Source organism: Lysobacter sp. CA196 (genome assembly GCF_052078695.1).
Lineage (GTDB): Bacteria > Pseudomonadota > Gammaproteobacteria > Xanthomonadales > Xanthomonadaceae > Lysobacter.
The window spans coordinates 305,115-319,483 of sequence record NZ_JBQJIN010000002.1 but is presented as its reverse complement, the minus strand read 5'-3'; the positions used below and the strand labels follow the sequence as shown (position 1 = coordinate 319,483).

The following is a 14,369-nucleotide window of genomic DNA, read 5'->3' as shown; positions in this document are numbered from 1 at the left end:
GTCAACCGTTGCTTTCGGGCGCTGCGATGCGGTAGCCGATGCCGTGGCGGGTCTGGATCAGCGGCGTCTCGAACGGCTTGTCGACCACCGCGCGCAGACCGTGGATGTGCACGCGCAGGCTGTCGGAGTCCGGCAGTTCTTCGCCCCACACGCGGGTTTCCAGTTCCTGGCGGGTGACCACCGCCGGCGAGGCTTCCATCAGCGCCTGCAGGATCTTCAGCGCGGTCGGGTTGAGCTGCAGGAGCTTGCCCTGGCGACGCACTTCCAGGGTGTCGAGGTTGTATTCCAGGTCGGCGGCGTTGAGCACGCGGGTCTGTACGCCGCGGCCGCGACGCGACAAGGCGTTGAGGCGGACCTCGACTTCCTGCAGGGCGAACGGCTTGATCAGGTAATCGTCGGCGCCGGAATCGAAGCCGGCCAGCTTGTTGTCGAGGCTGTCGCGCGCGGTCAGCATCAGCACCGGAGTCTGCTTGCGCGCTTCGTTGCGCAGCTTGCGGCAGACCTCCAGGCCGTCGAGACCGGGCAGGTTCAGATCGAGGACGATGGCGTCGAAGTCGTGCACGACCGCCAGGTGCAGTCCGGTGATGCCGTCGGCGGCGAAGTCCACCGTGTGGCCGCGGTCTTCGAGAAAATCGCCGAGGTTGGCGGCGATGTCTTGGTTGTCTTCGATCACGAGTATGCGCATGGGCTCTTCCCAGATGAGTGGCGTTCGACCGCAAGATCGCGCCCGGGTTCCAGAGTCGGGCTGCTGCGCGAAGCGCAACAGCGGCAAGCGAACGATTCTGCCAGAGCGCGGGGCAATGTCGGATGAGCCGGATGGCATGGCGGCAGGCTGCGGCCGTCACGGTTCGTGGCCGGCGCCCGGCCCGGTGCGATGCCGGGGCCGCCTCGCGCGGCGTCCGCGGCGCCTCCGGCCAGGGGCGTCGATCAGCAAAATACCCGCAAAACAAAGGCCCAAGCGCGGGGCCACCGCGCTTGGGCCAAAAGGGTATTGCCCCGATTACCGTAACCTGCTTCCGACCAGATCCCTATCCGTAACGTTCTGACGAGGAGCGTGACTTGGAGGAGCTGCAGTGCTGCGGTCCGGGTAACGCTACGCGGATTTCGATTAAACCGTCGTTAAAAACGATGTTAAAAAATAATTAATAGCAACCTGAAGTTGTCATCTTGAGGGCCCGGCCCTTCCGTGCCGGGGAGGCACCGTTCGGCGGATCGCCGGCAGATGACCTGCCAGGCTTGCCATTCTCCCCGGCCGGCCCGCTCCGGGGCCTGGCTGGACGCCTGTTCAGCGTCTCGTGGCGGTGCGACGCCCGGTCCCTAGCTTCAGCTGGCCGGCCACGTGCTCGATGATTTCCCCGGCCACGTCGACCCCGCTGGCCTCCTCGATGCCCTCCAGGCCCGGCGAGGCGTTGACCTCCAGGACCAGGGGGCCGCGGTCCGAGCGGATCAGGTCGACGCCGGCCACGCCCAGGCCGAGCACCCGGGCGGCGCGGACCGCCACCTCCTGCTCGGCCGCGCTGGCGCGCACGCCCTTGGCGGTGCCGCCGCGGTGCAGGTTGGAGCGGAAGTCGCCCTTCGGCGCCTGCCGCTTCATCGCCGCGACCACCCGGCCGCCGACCACGAAGCAGCGCAGGTCGGCGCCCTTGGCCTCGGCGACGAACTCCTGGACCAGGAAATTCGCATACAGCCCGCGCAGCGCCTCGATCACGCCCTTCGACGCGGACAGCTTCTCGGTCAGCATCACCCCGGCGCCCTGGGTGCCCTCGTTGAGCTTGATCACGTGCGGCGGCGGGCCGAGCATCGACAGCAGGTCGGCGGTGTCGTCGGGGTTGTCGCCGAACACCGTCGCCGGCAGGCCGATGCTCTCGGCGGCCAGCAGCTGATGACTGCGCAGCTTGTCGCGCGCGCGCAGGATCGCGTCGGAGGTGTTCGGGGTGTAGGTGTCCATCAACTCGAACTGGCGCAGCACCGCCGAGCCGTAGCGGGTCACCGAGGCGCCGATGCGCGGGATCACGGCGTGGTAGCCGGAGATCTCGCGCCCCTTGTAATGCATCTCGAAGCCGTCGGAGGCGATGCGCATGTAGCAGCGCAGCGGGTCGAGCACGCGCACGCTGTGGCCGCGCTCGCGGGCGGCCTCCACCAGCCGGCGGGTCGAATAGAGCTTGGTGTTGCGCGACAGGATCGCAAGCTTCATCGGAAGGGATTCGCGTGGAGGTGGAAGGAGCGTGGATGGAAGGGGCGGATGAAAACGGGTGGATGCAGGCAGGTGAATGCGAACGGGCGAACCGCCCGGCGCGTTCAGACGCGCGGGTGACGCCGGCGGACGCGCCCATGCAGGAACGAGCGTGACGGATCGACCGTGAACAACTCGGTCACCGCGGTGCGGCCGAGCAACATCGGGAAACGCATGCCACGACGATCCGCCAGGTTTATTTCAATTTCCCGTTCGGTGCCGGCCAGACTCAGCACGGTCCGGATGAACACCCGACTGCTGCGGTGGCCGCCGGAGTCGGTGACCCAGCGTTCGTCGTACACCGGCGCCCGCGCCTCGACACGCGCCTCGACCTTGGCGGCGCCCGGCGCCCCCAGGGTCAGCTCGAAACCGACCCAGGGCATGCCGGCCTCGACGAAGCGCCATTGCGAATCCACATGCAGCGCCGAGCTGCGCGCGCCGGTGTCGATCTTGGCGCGGATCGCGGCCAGACCCAACGCGGGCAACGCCGCCGCCTCGCGCCAACCGAGGACGATCTTCGATGACATCGTACCTCCGCTGTAGCGACTGCTGTCGGCCTGCGACGACCACGACTTGGCTTGGACCGCGACGACCGCCGGTCGTTCCGTTCCAGGCGCCGCGCGGCGACAAAAAACGGCGACCTCGCGGCCGCCGTACGTATCGGACCGGAGCGGGCGCGGATCGTCCGGCCTTGGGGCTGCGGTGCGATACGCGACGACCCACACCGGACCGGGCGCGCAGTCTAGCGCGCCGGCGGTGAAGCGTCGATGCGCGGCTCGGTGCCATCGAATCGGGGCGCCAAGCGACCCGCTGCAGTTGCCGCCACGTTGCGCCCCGCCCGGGCTCGGCATCGCTGAACCGGTCAGGGACGGCAGAGCCGGCGCTCGTACGCCAGCTCGCGCTGCAGCGCGGCCGAATCGCCCTGCACCGCCAACTCACCGATGTTGTCGCGAGTGCGCAGGCAGGGGTCCTCGCCGCGACCGCCGAACAGTCGACCGACGCGCTCGACCGTAGCGGCGATCGAATTCGGCGGCTGCATGCGGAAACGCCGCGCGCCTTGCCCCGGCAACACCGGCGCGCGGCTGGCCAACAGATCGGGCGCCGGCGCATCCCAGGGCGCCGGCGTGGCGCCGGCCGGGTCGAGCCTGCTGCGGTCGATGCGGATCGCGGTAAGACCGGTCGCTTCGGTGGGTTCAGTCGAATCGGTCGGTGCTGCGTGCTGCAGCACTGCCTGTGCCGGCGCGGCGGGTTCGGGGATGAATGCGGGGCGCGGCGATCTTGGAGTGGCCGGGTTCGACAGGGCGCGCGCCACCGGCGTGCGCACCGCTTCGTTCGGGCGCGAAGACGACGATGCCGCCGGCCGCAGGACAATCACCGTCAGGCTCGCTTCACTGTCGATCGGATCGGCCGGCCTGCGCAACTGCAACGCCGCCCAGATCAATCCGGCATGGACCAGCGCGACCACCGTCCAGGCCAGAACGCGTTCGAAGCGCCCCTCGTCGACCTCATGCGCGCGCATCGGCGTCCCCGACATCCGCACTCGCGCATGCACACCGCATGACCGCGGCATCCTGCCCCATCGCTCGCATCCCTTCGCTGTCGAGTGCGCAGCAGTGTGCCTGCAGCCGCGCGCGTTACGCGGTTCGCCGGCGATACCGGTTGGCAATGGTTAAAGCTTCGCGGATCGGTCGACGCAGTCTCGACGGCGGAGCCTGCCTGTAGGAGCAGCAGCGAATGCACAAACGACAACGGCCCGCTCTGAATGACCCAGCCGCGTCGGGCGCACCGTCGGTGACGTAACCGGCGATGCGTCATTGCCGGCCGAATCTACAGTGGGCGATCGGAAACCAAACGGTCCGCAGCCAGGCGATTACCCGGGCATTCTGTCGAACTTCGGCAGGGCAGGATCGAGATGATCCCAGGCATGGCCACTCACGCGGTAGGCGACCATCTGCGGTTGGTATCGGCCCGGGTCGTCGAGGCTCGCTGCGTGCACGGTGAACAGATCGGGCATGGCCGAAAACGTCAGATAGACCGGCGATCCGCAGGTCGGGCAAAAGCCGCGCGTCTTGGTATTGCCGCTGTCGCCGACCATGTCCCAATGCGTCGCCACACCGCTGAGTTTCACCTGCTCCCTGCTCGGGAAGGTGAGATACGACCCGTGCCCGGTGCCGCTCTTGCGCTGACAGTCGCGGCACTGGCAGTCGACCATCGCCATGGGCTCGTCGGAGATTTCGTAACGGACTGCGCCGCAGGCGCATCCGCCGTTGTAAGGCTCGCTCATTTCATATCCCTAGGTTGTGCCTGCGATCGATCGCTCAGTGCAGGGAGTCCGGTGACGCCTGTTCGGCCGCGACGTTATCGAGCTGCTTGAACACCTTCGGCCAGCCTTCGCTCATGCTGTTGAAGGCGATGTCGTTGTTTGGCGTGACGAAGCCGGAATGAACCAGCGTCAGACGCGTTCCGCCTTCGACTTTGGACAGGCTCATCGTGACCAAGGTATCCAGTCGCGCGCCGTAGCCGACGTTGCTCTCATGTCCGCTCTTCCACGCATAGACGAGGCGTTCGTTCGGCCTCACTTCCAGCACTTGGCAATGGATGACGCCATCCCACGCGCCGCCCGCCTTGGTCTGGAACGTGAAGCGCCTGCCTTCGACCGGCGCGAATCCATTCGGCGGCATCAACCAGCGCGCGATCAGGTCACCACTGGTCAAGGCTTTCCAAAGGATTTCCGGCGCATGCGGAAAGACCTCGTCGACGACGATCTGTTGCATATCGGATTTCAATACTGCGTCGCTCATGGATCGATTTCCTTCAGCACAGTGCGCAGGTTGGCGAAGCGTTCGCGCCAGAAAACGCCGTAGTGGCTCATCCAGTCGACCAGAGGCGCAAGGCCTGCGGGTTCGGCGCGGTAATAGACGTTGCGGCCCTCGGGGCGCTCGATCACCAGGCCCGCCTGCTTCAACGACTTGAGGTGCTGGGAGATCGCACCTTGCGTCACCCCGCTCCCACGCGTCAGCTCGGCCACGGTGATCTCGTCGGTATCCACGATCCGCTCGAATACCGCCCGACGGGTGGGGTCGGCGAGCGAGCGCATGACTGCGTTGATGGCGACGGTTTCGATCATGTCAAACACATTAGTTGATACTTATTTATTAGTCAATGCTAATTTGACATTTAGACCCAAGTGATTGATTAAAATATAAAATATTGACGTTAGCGGCTTGTCAGGCCAACGAAAACGGATTCCGGTTAACGCTGTCCAGCCCCGGGTTACGTGCAGGTGGCGAAACTTGCGCGTTATCGCCGCGTTGTTTGGCTGTCGCGCGGGCTGATCGCGGTAGCGCCGTACTCCGCCCCTCACCCCGTGGACAGCAACCGCCACGCCAGCCAAACCGGGACGCCGAGGTAGAACGCCAAACGGCCCAGCCATTCCAGCGCATCGCGCAGGGCGTCCGCGTGCTTGAGGCGCAACGCCATAGCGAATATCACGACCGTTTCGATCGCGACCCGCAGCACGGCGGCGAACAGCATCAGGCCGATCGACCAGGACGCCCACCAGATCAGCAGACCGATGAGATACGCCGCCAGCCCGTAGCTGTAGTACTCACCGAAGGTACCGCCGAAGGCGATGACCTGGTGCAGACGGAAGGCGATCAGCGCCAACAGCAGCGGGAACAATGCGAACTTCAGCAAGGGGTGATCGAGCCGGCGCCGGTGCGCGTCGGCGCGGGTCTGGATCAGATCGGCCCGACCGGCAGCGAAGCGGCCTTCCCAACCGATCGGCACGCCGGTCGCAGCCAATAGGCGTCGCAAGGCATGCGGGCGGGTCAGCGCCAGGCTCCGCGTCCAGCGCGGACCGGCAGCCAGGCGCAGGTCGACGCCGCTGCGCGGCAGCGGCAGGCACCAGGGCCGCAGCGCGGCGATCGACGCCACCGGAAGCTCGATCCGTTGCCGGCGTTGATCCAGTACCAGCAACGCACCTGCGACGCTCGCTTGCGCAGCGAACCTGCGCTCGATGGCCCATGCGGCCACCGACGGCAGCAGCACGGCCGCGGCGAATAGCCGAAGCTGCGACAAGGATTGAATCTGCAGGCCGGTGCGCGCCAGCATGTCGAAGGCCAGCCATAGCAGCCCCGCACCCGCGCACAGCCTCAACGCGCCGCTCAGCGCACGCCAGAACGGCATCAGCACCACGACTTCGATGACCGGTTCGAGCTCCGGCGCGGCACCGGCGCGGCGGCGCAATGCCTGCCATGCGGCCAGCCCCGCCAAGGCCAACAAAAAGACCGCGCCCGCACGCCCCACCCAATCGCCCCAGCGCACCATCAAGGTCGGCGATGGATCGCGGGCGCTGACGAAAGCCGTCAACACCGCCTGGTCGCCGACCGAGGTGCTCGCCAGAACCTCGCCGGTGTCGTCGATGATCGCGCTGAGCCCGTTGGTGGTGACGCGCACCTGCGGCAGCCGCGTCTCGATGCTGCGGAAGGCCGCGACCGCCAGGTGCAGGCGTGCGCCCACCGGGTAGGACGTAAACCAGGAATCGTTGGACATGCCGATGATGGCTTGCGCGCCGAGGCGCGCGCCGTCGATGGCCAGGTCGGTATGCACATCGTCCAGGCAGATCAGCGGCACCACGTTGACCCCGCGCCCGTCCGCGCTGCGCAAGGGCAGTACGCGCGCACCGTCGCCCGCACGCCAGCCGCCAACCCATGGCAGCCAGCTCCGCAACACAGGCCCATCGAGCCAACCCGGCACGTACTCGGTCAGCGGGAACGGATGGGTCTTGCGATAAAAGCCGAGCAAGCCCTTGCCGGGTTCGAGGAACGCAGCGGCGTTGTATTCGCCTTGCTCGTCGCGGTCGTAGGTGCCGAACACCAAAGGCACGCCAGCGGTATCGACGAAACCCTGGATCTCGCGGTCCAACGCGGCGCCGTCCTCGCTGCGCGGGCTGCCGAAGCTGGTGGGGTAGACGGTCTCCGACCACAGCAAGACATCCGCACCGTGGTCGCGGATCGCCGACCACGACAGTTCGTAATGGGTGTCGAGCACCTTGCGGACCACCGCGTACGCGCCAATCTCTTTGCGCAAGCGCTCGTAGTCGGTGATGTTGGCCTGGACCATGGCGACGCGCAGGGTCGGCGCGTCATCCGCCACCGGCGCTTGCAAGCCCGCCCGCCGCACCCCGCCGTAGCCGGCCATGCACGCGACGATCAGCGCCCCCAACGCGAGCGGCCGCAGCAGCACGCGCAGGCCGCGCTCGCGGTGTTCGATGGCCAGCGCGATCGTCTCGTTGACCAACAGCAATAGCGCGGTGATGCCTGCGGCGCCGCCGAGGTCGGCGACCTGGCGCAACACCGCGGACGGAAACAAGCCGTGCCCCAAGGTGTCGCCCAACAACTTGGGCATCAGCCACTCGCAGGCCACCCAGGCCGACGCCGCAGCGAGGGCACGCAGCACCGGTCCGTAGCGGCGCCCCACCCACTGGCGTACGAACGCGAAGGCGAGGAATTGCGGCTGCAACAACGGTGCCAGCACCAGCAGCGCCGCCGTCGCGGTCAACGCGCCCACCCCGGTATAGGCGCCGATCGCCGCACCGAACCAATGAAACACCGCGGCCATGAAGGCGATGCTCATCAACGCGCCGTGGGCCAGCACGCGCAGCGTGCTCCTGTCGTGGTTGAGCACCAACAGCCATGGCACCAAGGCGACGAAGCCCAGGCCCCAAGCGGGGCCGCCGCGAGCGTACAGGCCGAGCAAGACAGCGGTGGCGAGAATGCCGGCGAGGCTACGCCAGCGGGACGGGGACAACCGCTCCTGGATCAAATCGAAACACTCCGTGTCGCTGGGTCAGCGCGGGGGAATCCGGATCGGCCGCTGCGGCATCCCGGGCGGTGCGAGTTCCGGCGGCACCACCCGGTCGGCCGGCATCGCGATGGGTCGGCCCTGCGCGTCATGCAAAGTGAAGCCGGGCGCGAACATCAGTACCGGCTCGATCGGTACGCCCTCGTCGGTCACCTGATGATGGCGAACATAGCCTTGCGGCAATTCGTAGTTTTCCGGCACGGCCAGGCCAAGCAACGGCGGACTGGTACCGGGCGGATTGAACGCACCCAGGCCCGTGCGCACGCCGGCCTGCTGCAAGGCCTCGATGACTTGCGCGCCGGTAGGCTCCGGATCGCCGGGTTGGAAGTAAGCGGCCAAGTCGTTGGGATCGTTGCTCGGCATGGCCGGCGGTTCCTGCTGCGACGCAGCTTGCTGTGTCGCTCGCGTCGATAGCGGGCGACTGTCCACCGGAGCGGACGCCGCATCGAGATCGACACCGGTCTGAGCGACGACGGCATTCGCGCCCTGCGCAGGCTCGCGCATCCACAGCCACCCCACCGCCGCCACAGCAATCACAGCGACGGTGCAGACCAGCCACAGCAAACGCCTGCCACTGGCCGCGGGCGCTTTCGCAATCACACGCATGCCTTCGCCGTCCGCTCGGGACGACGGGGCATGCGGATGATCGCGCTTGGTCATGAGTCGGTTATCCGCCGGTCGCGTCCGTCAGGGCGAAGCCGGCTGGTAGACCGACAAGGCCCAACCCATGCGCTCATGCCCGTACTGGTTCCAGATCGGGCTGCGGCCGTTGGTGAAGCTGGAGTAACGCGGCGCGCCGGTACCGGTGCTGCCGCCCCACAGGCCAGCCGACACCGTGCCGCCGGTGTAGGTCGGGTGGGTATCGTCGGACTGGATGTAGTCGAACGAGCTGGACGACGACACGAACTTGGTGTTGGCGTCGCGCAAGGTCGCACGCAGGGTGACCGCGGTGCGGTTGATGTAGCTGGCCTCGCTTTCGCCGGACACGTAACGCAGCGCGTCGGAATCGACCTGGCCGTCGCCGTTGCTGTCGTAGTCCGCGCCCATGTACTGGGCGAAGCTGTCCGCGCACTGGAAGCCCTTCTGGCGGGCGTACTCGCACATCCAGTAGTTCATCTTGGCGATGGCGGGCAGGAAGCGATCGCGCATGTTCACCGTCTGCCCGGTGGCGGCATCGCGGCACGAGCTCTGCACGTTGTCGGCGTTGTAGCCGGGGTAGTACAGATTGGAAATCACCTTGAGCTTGGTGTTGGCATGCGCGTTGGCGTTGATGTAGTCCATCGCCGCCGCCACGTAGGTCCTGCAGGAACTGACCGCCGCATCCAGCCCGCTGTAATTGCAGGTACCGGTTTGCTCCTTGAACGCCGTGCGCGCCTGCAGACCGTCGTTGCCGCACATCTCGAAGCTCACCACCCGGGTTGAGGCGGCTTGCATGTAGGAGCGATCGGCCACGATCTTGTTCTCGTAGACGTCGCGCGCCACCGCACCGGACTTGGCGCGGCGAATGCTTTCGATATCCACATTCCAGCGTGCCGACAAATACTCGGCATCCACCGTCGGCGCCGAATAACGCGCCGCATTGCTGATCGAACCGTTGTAGCCGGCGAAGATCGAATCGCCGTAAGCCACGACGCGGTACTTGGTGCTGGTGGCGGGCCGATCGACGGTCCACGACACGTTCTGATTGAGGGTACTGGCCGTGGTCGGGGCCGAGAGCGCGAGCAGCGCGGCAGCCGAGAGCCACCGCCCCGCACTATTGCGGAACAGAGTCTTCATCCTTTGATTCCCCTTCGAGATGGTATGCGCCAGGGACACCGGCTGGTGTCCGATGAGAAAACGCGAAACCCGATTCACGACGAGGAGGCCCAGAACCGCGGGGCATCCCTCCCCCCTGCCATCGCCCCCGGACGCTACCGTACGGTCCAGGGGTCCGCAATGTGCGCTGCAACAGCCGCAGGGGGCTGCATCACGTTTTCGTACTTGGCGTGGAAGTGGGGTCTGTTCCGGATGTGTAATGGCCAGGAAGCGGCAGCGAGTGGCGAATATTGAGTCGGATGTGTTCGGCCAGATCGCTGTGCAATTCCTGAGCGATGGATCATCAACCGTGGCATCAACGACCTATCCGTTGAGCGCTATTGCGCTGGCCACCGTCTTTTGAGCGAATCTAATCACCTTACCGGTGCAGCAGGTCCACGGCTCACTATCCCGTCAGGGTCGGCGCTCTAGCAGTCAGCGTGAGCTTGCGCAGGCAGCGCTGACTACCTTCACCCAAGGGGTTGGCGGGGTGATCCCCGACAACTACGGTGAACACGGCCGTAGTACTGCTCCGGGAAAGCGACGTCGTCTGCAAACCCCCATCATCGCGCTGACCGTCGACCGCGAAGCCCTGCGCTTTCAAACCTTCGAGCAGCACTCCACTGTGGAGAAAGCAGCGAGCACCACCCCACCATTTCGGGTCAACCGATGAGGCGGGGAAGAAGTAGAACTGGACTGGGCCTGGTGGCGGTGTAGTGCCAGTGAGCTGCCACGCCTGCACCTGATAAACCCACCCGTTGCTCAAGGCACCGATACCGGCAGTTGCCTGCGGCCGTTTAGGATCCGGGTGCAGATCCAGGCCCAAACGCTTTTGCAGGGCGTGCGGTGAAAGGTCATAGAAGGTACGCAGGCCGCTCGCCACATCGATTAACCGCCGCTGCAATTCGGCAGTGTCGTATCCCACCTGCTGAGTGCTGCTATCGGCTTGAGCGGCAGCCGGAGCCGCGGTCCTGTTTGCTGGAGGTTGCATTGAGCTGGACGGCTCGGCGCAAGCGCAAAGCGCCATTCCAAACGCTACCAGAACTGTTGGTTGCGCTATGACCTTTGCCATCCGTGCATGCCATCGCTTTCTCATCTAGAAAGAGTATGCGCGGCTACAGACGCGGGACGCCACCTAAACTCGGCATCTCGGCTAGCCCAGTCCACAGGATGTCGCTCGCAAGGAAGCCCAGTCTTGCTCAGCAATTCCATCAAGACGTTGGTAAGCGTTGCCGCACTGCTGGATGGATCATCCGGCCCGTCGGTCCGGTTGGAGCTTGCGGGTGCGCTCCGCGGGGCATCAGGGACAACGAAGACGGCTCCCGTGCGCCAACCAACTCTTAGGGACACGGCCTGAGGGGCACCTCTATTCAGGGAGGTGACAGCCGTGCTCTGCCGCTGGATACTTAGGCCTTCATACGCCGAGGATGGGGCCTGCCGTGGGAAGACGCCTTGGATGGGCATTACTCTTTCTCCTTGGGGCAGGCGCAACGGTCAGCGGGGCCGCGCGCCCTCCCTCGCCACCGCCACCGCAGACGGTTGCACCGCCCCAGCAAGTAAGCGGCGCGACGCCGGTTAGCCGTGCCGAGCTCGCCGCCCTACTCGAACGAGAGAGCGAGCAGACGCGCCGCGCGATCAGCGCATTGCGCCCATTGTTGTTTGACAAAGCCTTACCAGCCCTCGCGGCTATCTTTGCCGCTCTGGCCACCTCCATGGCCGCATATCTGCTGCAACGCGCCCGCCTGCGGTTTGATCGTGAGAGCGCGTTCCAGAAGGCCGGGGTAGAAGCAATCTCAGTCATCAAGAGTTTTCGTAGCCGTCAGCTCAACGAGTTCTATGCACCGCTGCAAGCCCTGTTGAAGCAAAGTCATGTGTTGCGCGACGAACTCTATCAGCGCCTCCGAGCTGCTCCTCCACCGGGTGTTGGTTTGGAAATGCGAGACGAAGAAAAGGCCTTCTCAGGCTCCTCGCTCTACATCCAGCACCCTGGCATGGACTTCAAACCTTTCAGACTCATCGATGAAATGAGCTTCATCCAGAAGCAGTGCCCTCACCTAGTGCCTAATGTCGCGGCGATCGTGGCGGTCAATGACCATGTCGCAAAACTGCTACTAGATAAGATCGGTTTGGTGCGTCCGGAGAGCAGCGAGTTGAGCGGGGTGCTGGGCCAGTTCCTAGCCCACAAGAGCATCTTGGACGAAATTGTCGGAGCAGCGAGCCAAGCCGGCTCCAAAGCGACGCCGTTGGGATACACCACCGCTTTTCCCCGCAATCTCAACGCTCTCGTGGCAGCGGACTGCGAGTGGCTGCGGAGCGACCTAGCGCTGTGGGAACAGCAGGCAACCGCGTGGATGACTCAGGTCAGAACCCGGAGGAAAAGTAATGCTGGCAGAGTAGCTGTCGAGGCGAGGCCTGCATGAGCTTAGGTCATGACCTGGTTAAGAACAGGAAGGAGATGAAGGGAGATCTCTACTCTCTCAATCTCAGCACCACACGGTGGCGTCAGTTCTCCACACCGCACCCACTAACGTGGAAACGCCTGCCTTTCAGCAGCGCAAACCGCAGTCAGATCCCAAAAACTCGTGGTATCTATGCGTTCAGTCTCGAATTGTCCAACTATAACCTGCCCCAGCATGGCTACATTCTTTATGTAGGAATAACAGGTGATGTCTCGACATCTAAGGCGACCCTGCATTCCCGATATGGCCAGTATCTAACCGAAGCAAAACGGACGCGCGCAAGACTAAGAATTGTTTACATGATGGAGGAGTGGGCTTCGGACTTGGTCTTCAACTTCGTTGAGATCCCGGACACCAACATCAACCTCGGGCGCTTGGAGAAATCTCTCCTGGACGCGCTGTTGCCCATCGTGAACTCGCGTGACTTTTCCGCAAGTATCCAGCAAGCACGGGATGCCTTCTGATGACGATCAAGCCCCTACTCCTGCCCGCGCTTCGTGGATCGTTCGGCAGCTGGGTGTTTTACAGCTGTCTGATCCCGATCAGCGAGTTGGGCCAGCGCGTTCACTACGCGCAGGAAATGCAACAAACCGAAGAGCTGTCCAAACTTATCCAACGGGTGCTGGAAGGTTCGCGTGCGCAGCAGATCGCCAGCTACCTCTCATCAACACCGGAGCGATTCTTTAACTCGTTGGTGCTCGCAACCTACAAGGGTGAACCCAAGTGGCTTGAAGTCGGAAATTTTCAGTCCCAGAGGGAAAAGAAGATCATCGACCAATTGCCTGACGGCATGGCCGACTCCATCGGGTTTTTGCAATTCAACGGAAAGGAAAGGATCTTTGCCATTGATGGACAGCATCGACTAGCCGGGATCAAGCGCGCTCTCTCTGAGAGCGTCCCACTGGAAGAAGATCTCGTTCCGATCATCGTTGTAGGCCACAAGACGACGACAGCCGGTATGCAGAGGACCCGCCGCCTTTTCACCACGCTCAACAAGACTGCGGTCTCCGTAAAGAAGATGGATATCATCGCGCTAGACGAAGATGACGTCATGGCCATCACGGCCCGCCGTTTTGTTGAAACCGACCCCCGCTTCACCTCCCCAAAGATCGCCGTCATTGGTAGCACTAATCTTCCTGCCAAGAGCGATGGCACCCTGACAGTCATTACCAATCTCTACGACATCCTTAAACGCCTGTTCTTGTTCAAGATCGATGAGACGCGCGATGCCAGTTTGAGGTTCAACCGACCGTCCGATGTAGAGCTGGACGCCTACTTCGAATTTGCGTCTTCTTACTTCACCGCTCTTGCCGATAGTTTCCCCGCGGTCGCCCAGCTGATGAAGAGCAAGACCCCCGAGACTGTCACCCGCAAGTATCGTCATGATGGCGGGGGACATGTGCTGTTTCGGCCAGTCGGTCTGGAAATCATCACGCGCATATCAATCGAGTATGCGAAGCACCACCAAGTCGAACTGCCAAAGGCAGTGAAAGCGATTTCTGCGCTACCCACTGATCTTGGCAAACGCCCCTATGCGGGCACCATCTGGGACGCTAGGAGAGGTGTGGTCGTGCTCAAAGGCAGGCAGATGGCGTTGGAGTTATGCCGACATATGACCAATCTTCCACTGAGGAAGAAAGATCTACTCCCCAGGTATCGAGATTTCATCGGGAACAAGTCGGCCAAGCTACCGAGCAAGGTTCTTTGAAATAGCCCGCGTGCGGCGCGTAGCCCGGCCTATTTCGATATCAGCGCATACTTGTCTGCGCCGACAAGGCGAAACTCTTTCTTTGACGAGGCATTGGCCGCATTTACCCCTTCGCAATGACGCCGAAGCTGGGCACGCACAATGCTGGCGGCGGCCTTGGACTTGAACTCGAACAGAGACGCTTCAACGATCGCTCGGTGAATTTCGGCCGCAGTCAGCGGCGACTTCTTCGCCAGCACCTGCTTGATTGCTTCGGTAATTGTCATTGTTCGTTTCTCATGCCGGTCGCCCTCCGGACCACCCGGGGAAG

15 protein-coding genes are annotated in these 14,369 nt (G+C 64.0%); 3 read left to right on the top strand and 12 right to left on the bottom strand.

Annotated elements, in window-relative coordinates:
• Window position 1: 1 nt before the first annotated feature.
• The 11 genes from ACTOWK_RS04065 to ACTOWK_RS04015 all read right to left on the bottom strand — a co-directional run bounded on the left by ACTOWK_RS04065 (window position 2) and on the right by ACTOWK_RS04015 (window position 10,817).
• Window positions 2-685 (bottom strand): response regulator transcription factor, encoded by a 684-nt coding sequence (locus ACTOWK_RS04065; protein ID WP_031371404.1) that lies wholly within the window; start codon window positions 683-685, stop codon window positions 2-4.
• 600 nt (window positions 686-1,285) lie between these two features.
• Window positions 1,286-2,194 carry a 30S ribosomal protein S6--L-glutamate ligase gene (rimK, locus tag ACTOWK_RS04060; protein WP_441328900.1) on the bottom strand — a complete coding sequence of 303 codons (909 nt, stop codon included), beginning with the start codon at window positions 2,192-2,194 and terminating at the stop codon, window positions 1,286-1,288.
• 104 nt (window positions 2,195-2,298) lie between these two features.
• The gene (locus tag ACTOWK_RS04055) at window positions 2,299-2,760 is read right to left on the bottom strand and encodes an ATP-dependent zinc protease family protein (RefSeq protein ID WP_441328899.1); all 462 of its coding nucleotides are present in this window, start codon (window positions 2,758-2,760) and stop codon (window positions 2,299-2,301) included.
• A 335-nt stretch (window positions 2,761-3,095) separates the two neighbouring features.
• Entirely contained in the window at window positions 3,096-3,752 is a 657-nt protein-coding gene (locus ACTOWK_RS04050; RefSeq protein ID WP_441328898.1) for a hypothetical protein, read from the bottom strand.
• Window positions 3,753-4,103: 351 nt separating this feature from the next.
• Window positions 4,104-4,517, bottom strand: coding sequence for a GFA family protein (locus ACTOWK_RS04045; protein WP_441328897.1), 414 nt, complete (start codon window positions 4,515-4,517; stop codon window positions 4,104-4,106).
• A 34-nt stretch (window positions 4,518-4,551) separates the two neighbouring features.
• Window positions 4,552-5,034, bottom strand: coding sequence for an SRPBCC family protein (locus ACTOWK_RS04040; RefSeq protein WP_441328896.1), 483 nt, complete (start codon window positions 5,032-5,034; stop codon window positions 4,552-4,554).
• Entirely contained in the window at window positions 5,031-5,360 is a 330-nt protein-coding gene (locus tag ACTOWK_RS04035) for an ArsR/SmtB family transcription factor (RefSeq protein WP_441328895.1), read from the bottom strand. Before ACTOWK_RS04035 ends, ACTOWK_RS04040 begins: the two co-directional genes overlap by 4 nt.
• 233 nt (window positions 5,361-5,593) lie before the next feature.
• Window positions 5,594-8,044 carry an apolipoprotein N-acyltransferase gene (gene lnt / locus ACTOWK_RS04030; protein WP_441328894.1) on the bottom strand — a complete coding sequence of 817 codons (2,451 nt, stop codon included), beginning with the start codon at window positions 8,042-8,044 and terminating at the stop codon, window positions 5,594-5,596.
• A gap of 39 nt (window positions 8,045-8,083) precedes the next feature.
• On the bottom strand, window positions 8,084-8,758 hold the full coding sequence (locus ACTOWK_RS04025; protein WP_441328893.1) for a hypothetical protein: 675 nt from the start codon (window positions 8,756-8,758) through the stop codon (window positions 8,084-8,086).
• A gap of 27 nt (window positions 8,759-8,785) precedes the next feature.
• Complete coding sequence (locus tag ACTOWK_RS04020; RefSeq protein WP_441328892.1) at window positions 8,786-9,874, bottom strand: SGNH/GDSL hydrolase family protein; 1,089 nt, start codon at window positions 9,872-9,874, stop codon at window positions 8,786-8,788.
• A gap of 424 nt (window positions 9,875-10,298) precedes the next feature.
• Window positions 10,299-10,817 (bottom strand): hypothetical protein, encoded by a 519-nt coding sequence (locus ACTOWK_RS04015; RefSeq protein WP_441328891.1) that lies wholly within the window; start codon window positions 10,815-10,817, stop codon window positions 10,299-10,301.
• Between the two features lie 787 nt (window positions 10,818-11,604).
• On the opposite strand from ACTOWK_RS04015, the gene ACTOWK_RS04010 reads away from it, so the two are divergent.
• The 3 genes from ACTOWK_RS04010 to ACTOWK_RS04000 are packed head-to-tail and all read left to right on the top strand — an operon-like array spanning window position 11,605 to window position 14,059.
• Window positions 11,605-12,312, top strand: a complete 708-nt coding sequence (locus ACTOWK_RS04010; protein ID WP_441328890.1) for a hypothetical protein — start codon at window positions 11,605-11,607, stop codon at window positions 12,310-12,312.
• Window positions 12,309-12,815 (top strand): hypothetical protein, encoded by a 507-nt coding sequence (locus ACTOWK_RS04005; protein ID WP_441328889.1) that lies wholly within the window; start codon window positions 12,309-12,311, stop codon window positions 12,813-12,815. The genes ACTOWK_RS04010 and ACTOWK_RS04005 overlap by 4 nt, the downstream gene beginning before the upstream one ends.
• The gene (locus ACTOWK_RS04000) at window positions 12,815-14,059 is read left to right on the top strand and encodes a DGQHR domain-containing protein (RefSeq protein WP_441328888.1); all 1,245 of its coding nucleotides are present in this window, start codon (window positions 12,815-12,817) and stop codon (window positions 14,057-14,059) included. The genes ACTOWK_RS04005 and ACTOWK_RS04000 overlap by 1 nt, the downstream gene beginning before the upstream one ends.
• A 29-nt stretch (window positions 14,060-14,088) precedes the next feature.
• On the opposite strand, the gene ACTOWK_RS03995 is transcribed toward ACTOWK_RS04000, so the two are convergent.
• Window positions 14,089-14,325 (bottom strand): HTH domain-containing protein, encoded by a 237-nt coding sequence (locus ACTOWK_RS03995; protein WP_441328887.1) that lies wholly within the window; start codon window positions 14,323-14,325, stop codon window positions 14,089-14,091.
• Between the last annotated feature and the right edge of the window lie 44 nt (window positions 14,326-14,369).

Excerpts from the sequence above, each read along its gene's own strand:
- ACTOWK_RS04065 (WP_031371404.1), bottom strand. The coding sequence starts at position 685 with ATGCGCATACTCGTGATCGAAGACAACCAAGACATCGCCGCCAACCTC.
- rimK (WP_441328900.1), bottom strand. The coding sequence starts at position 2,194 with ATGAAGCTTGCGATCCTGTCGCGCAACACCAAGCTCTATTCGACCCGC.
- ACTOWK_RS04055 (WP_441328899.1), bottom strand. The coding sequence starts at position 2,760 with ATGTCATCGAAGATCGTCCTCGGTTGGCGCGAGGCGGCGGCGTTGCCC.
- ACTOWK_RS04050 (WP_441328898.1), bottom strand. The coding sequence starts at position 3,752 with ATGCGCGCGCATGAGGTCGACGAGGGGCGCTTCGAACGCGTTCTGGCC.
- ACTOWK_RS04045 (WP_441328897.1), bottom strand. The coding sequence starts at position 4,517 with ATGAGCGAGCCTTACAACGGCGGATGCGCCTGCGGCGCAGTCCGTTAC.
- ACTOWK_RS04040 (WP_441328896.1), bottom strand. The coding sequence starts at position 5,034 with ATGAGCGACGCAGTATTGAAATCCGATATGCAACAGATCGTCGTCGAC.
- ACTOWK_RS04035 (WP_441328895.1), bottom strand. The coding sequence starts at position 5,360 with ATGATCGAAACCGTCGCCATCAACGCAGTCATGCGCTCGCTCGCCGAC.
- ACTOWK_RS04025 (WP_441328893.1), bottom strand. The coding sequence starts at position 8,758 with ATGACCAAGCGCGATCATCCGCATGCCCCGTCGTCCCGAGCGGACGGC.
- ACTOWK_RS04020 (WP_441328892.1), bottom strand. The coding sequence starts at position 9,874 with ATGAAGACTCTGTTCCGCAATAGTGCGGGGCGGTGGCTCTCGGCTGCC.
- ACTOWK_RS04010 (WP_441328890.1), top strand. The coding sequence starts at position 11,605 with ATGGCCGCATATCTGCTGCAACGCGCCCGCCTGCGGTTTGATCGTGAG.
- ACTOWK_RS04005 (WP_441328889.1), top strand. The coding sequence starts at position 12,309 with ATGAGCTTAGGTCATGACCTGGTTAAGAACAGGAAGGAGATGAAGGGA.
- ACTOWK_RS04000 (WP_441328888.1), top strand. The coding sequence starts at position 12,815 with ATGACGATCAAGCCCCTACTCCTGCCCGCGCTTCGTGGATCGTTCGGC.
- ACTOWK_RS03995 (WP_441328887.1), bottom strand. The coding sequence starts at position 14,325 with ATGACAATTACCGAAGCAATCAAGCAGGTGCTGGCGAAGAAGTCGCCG.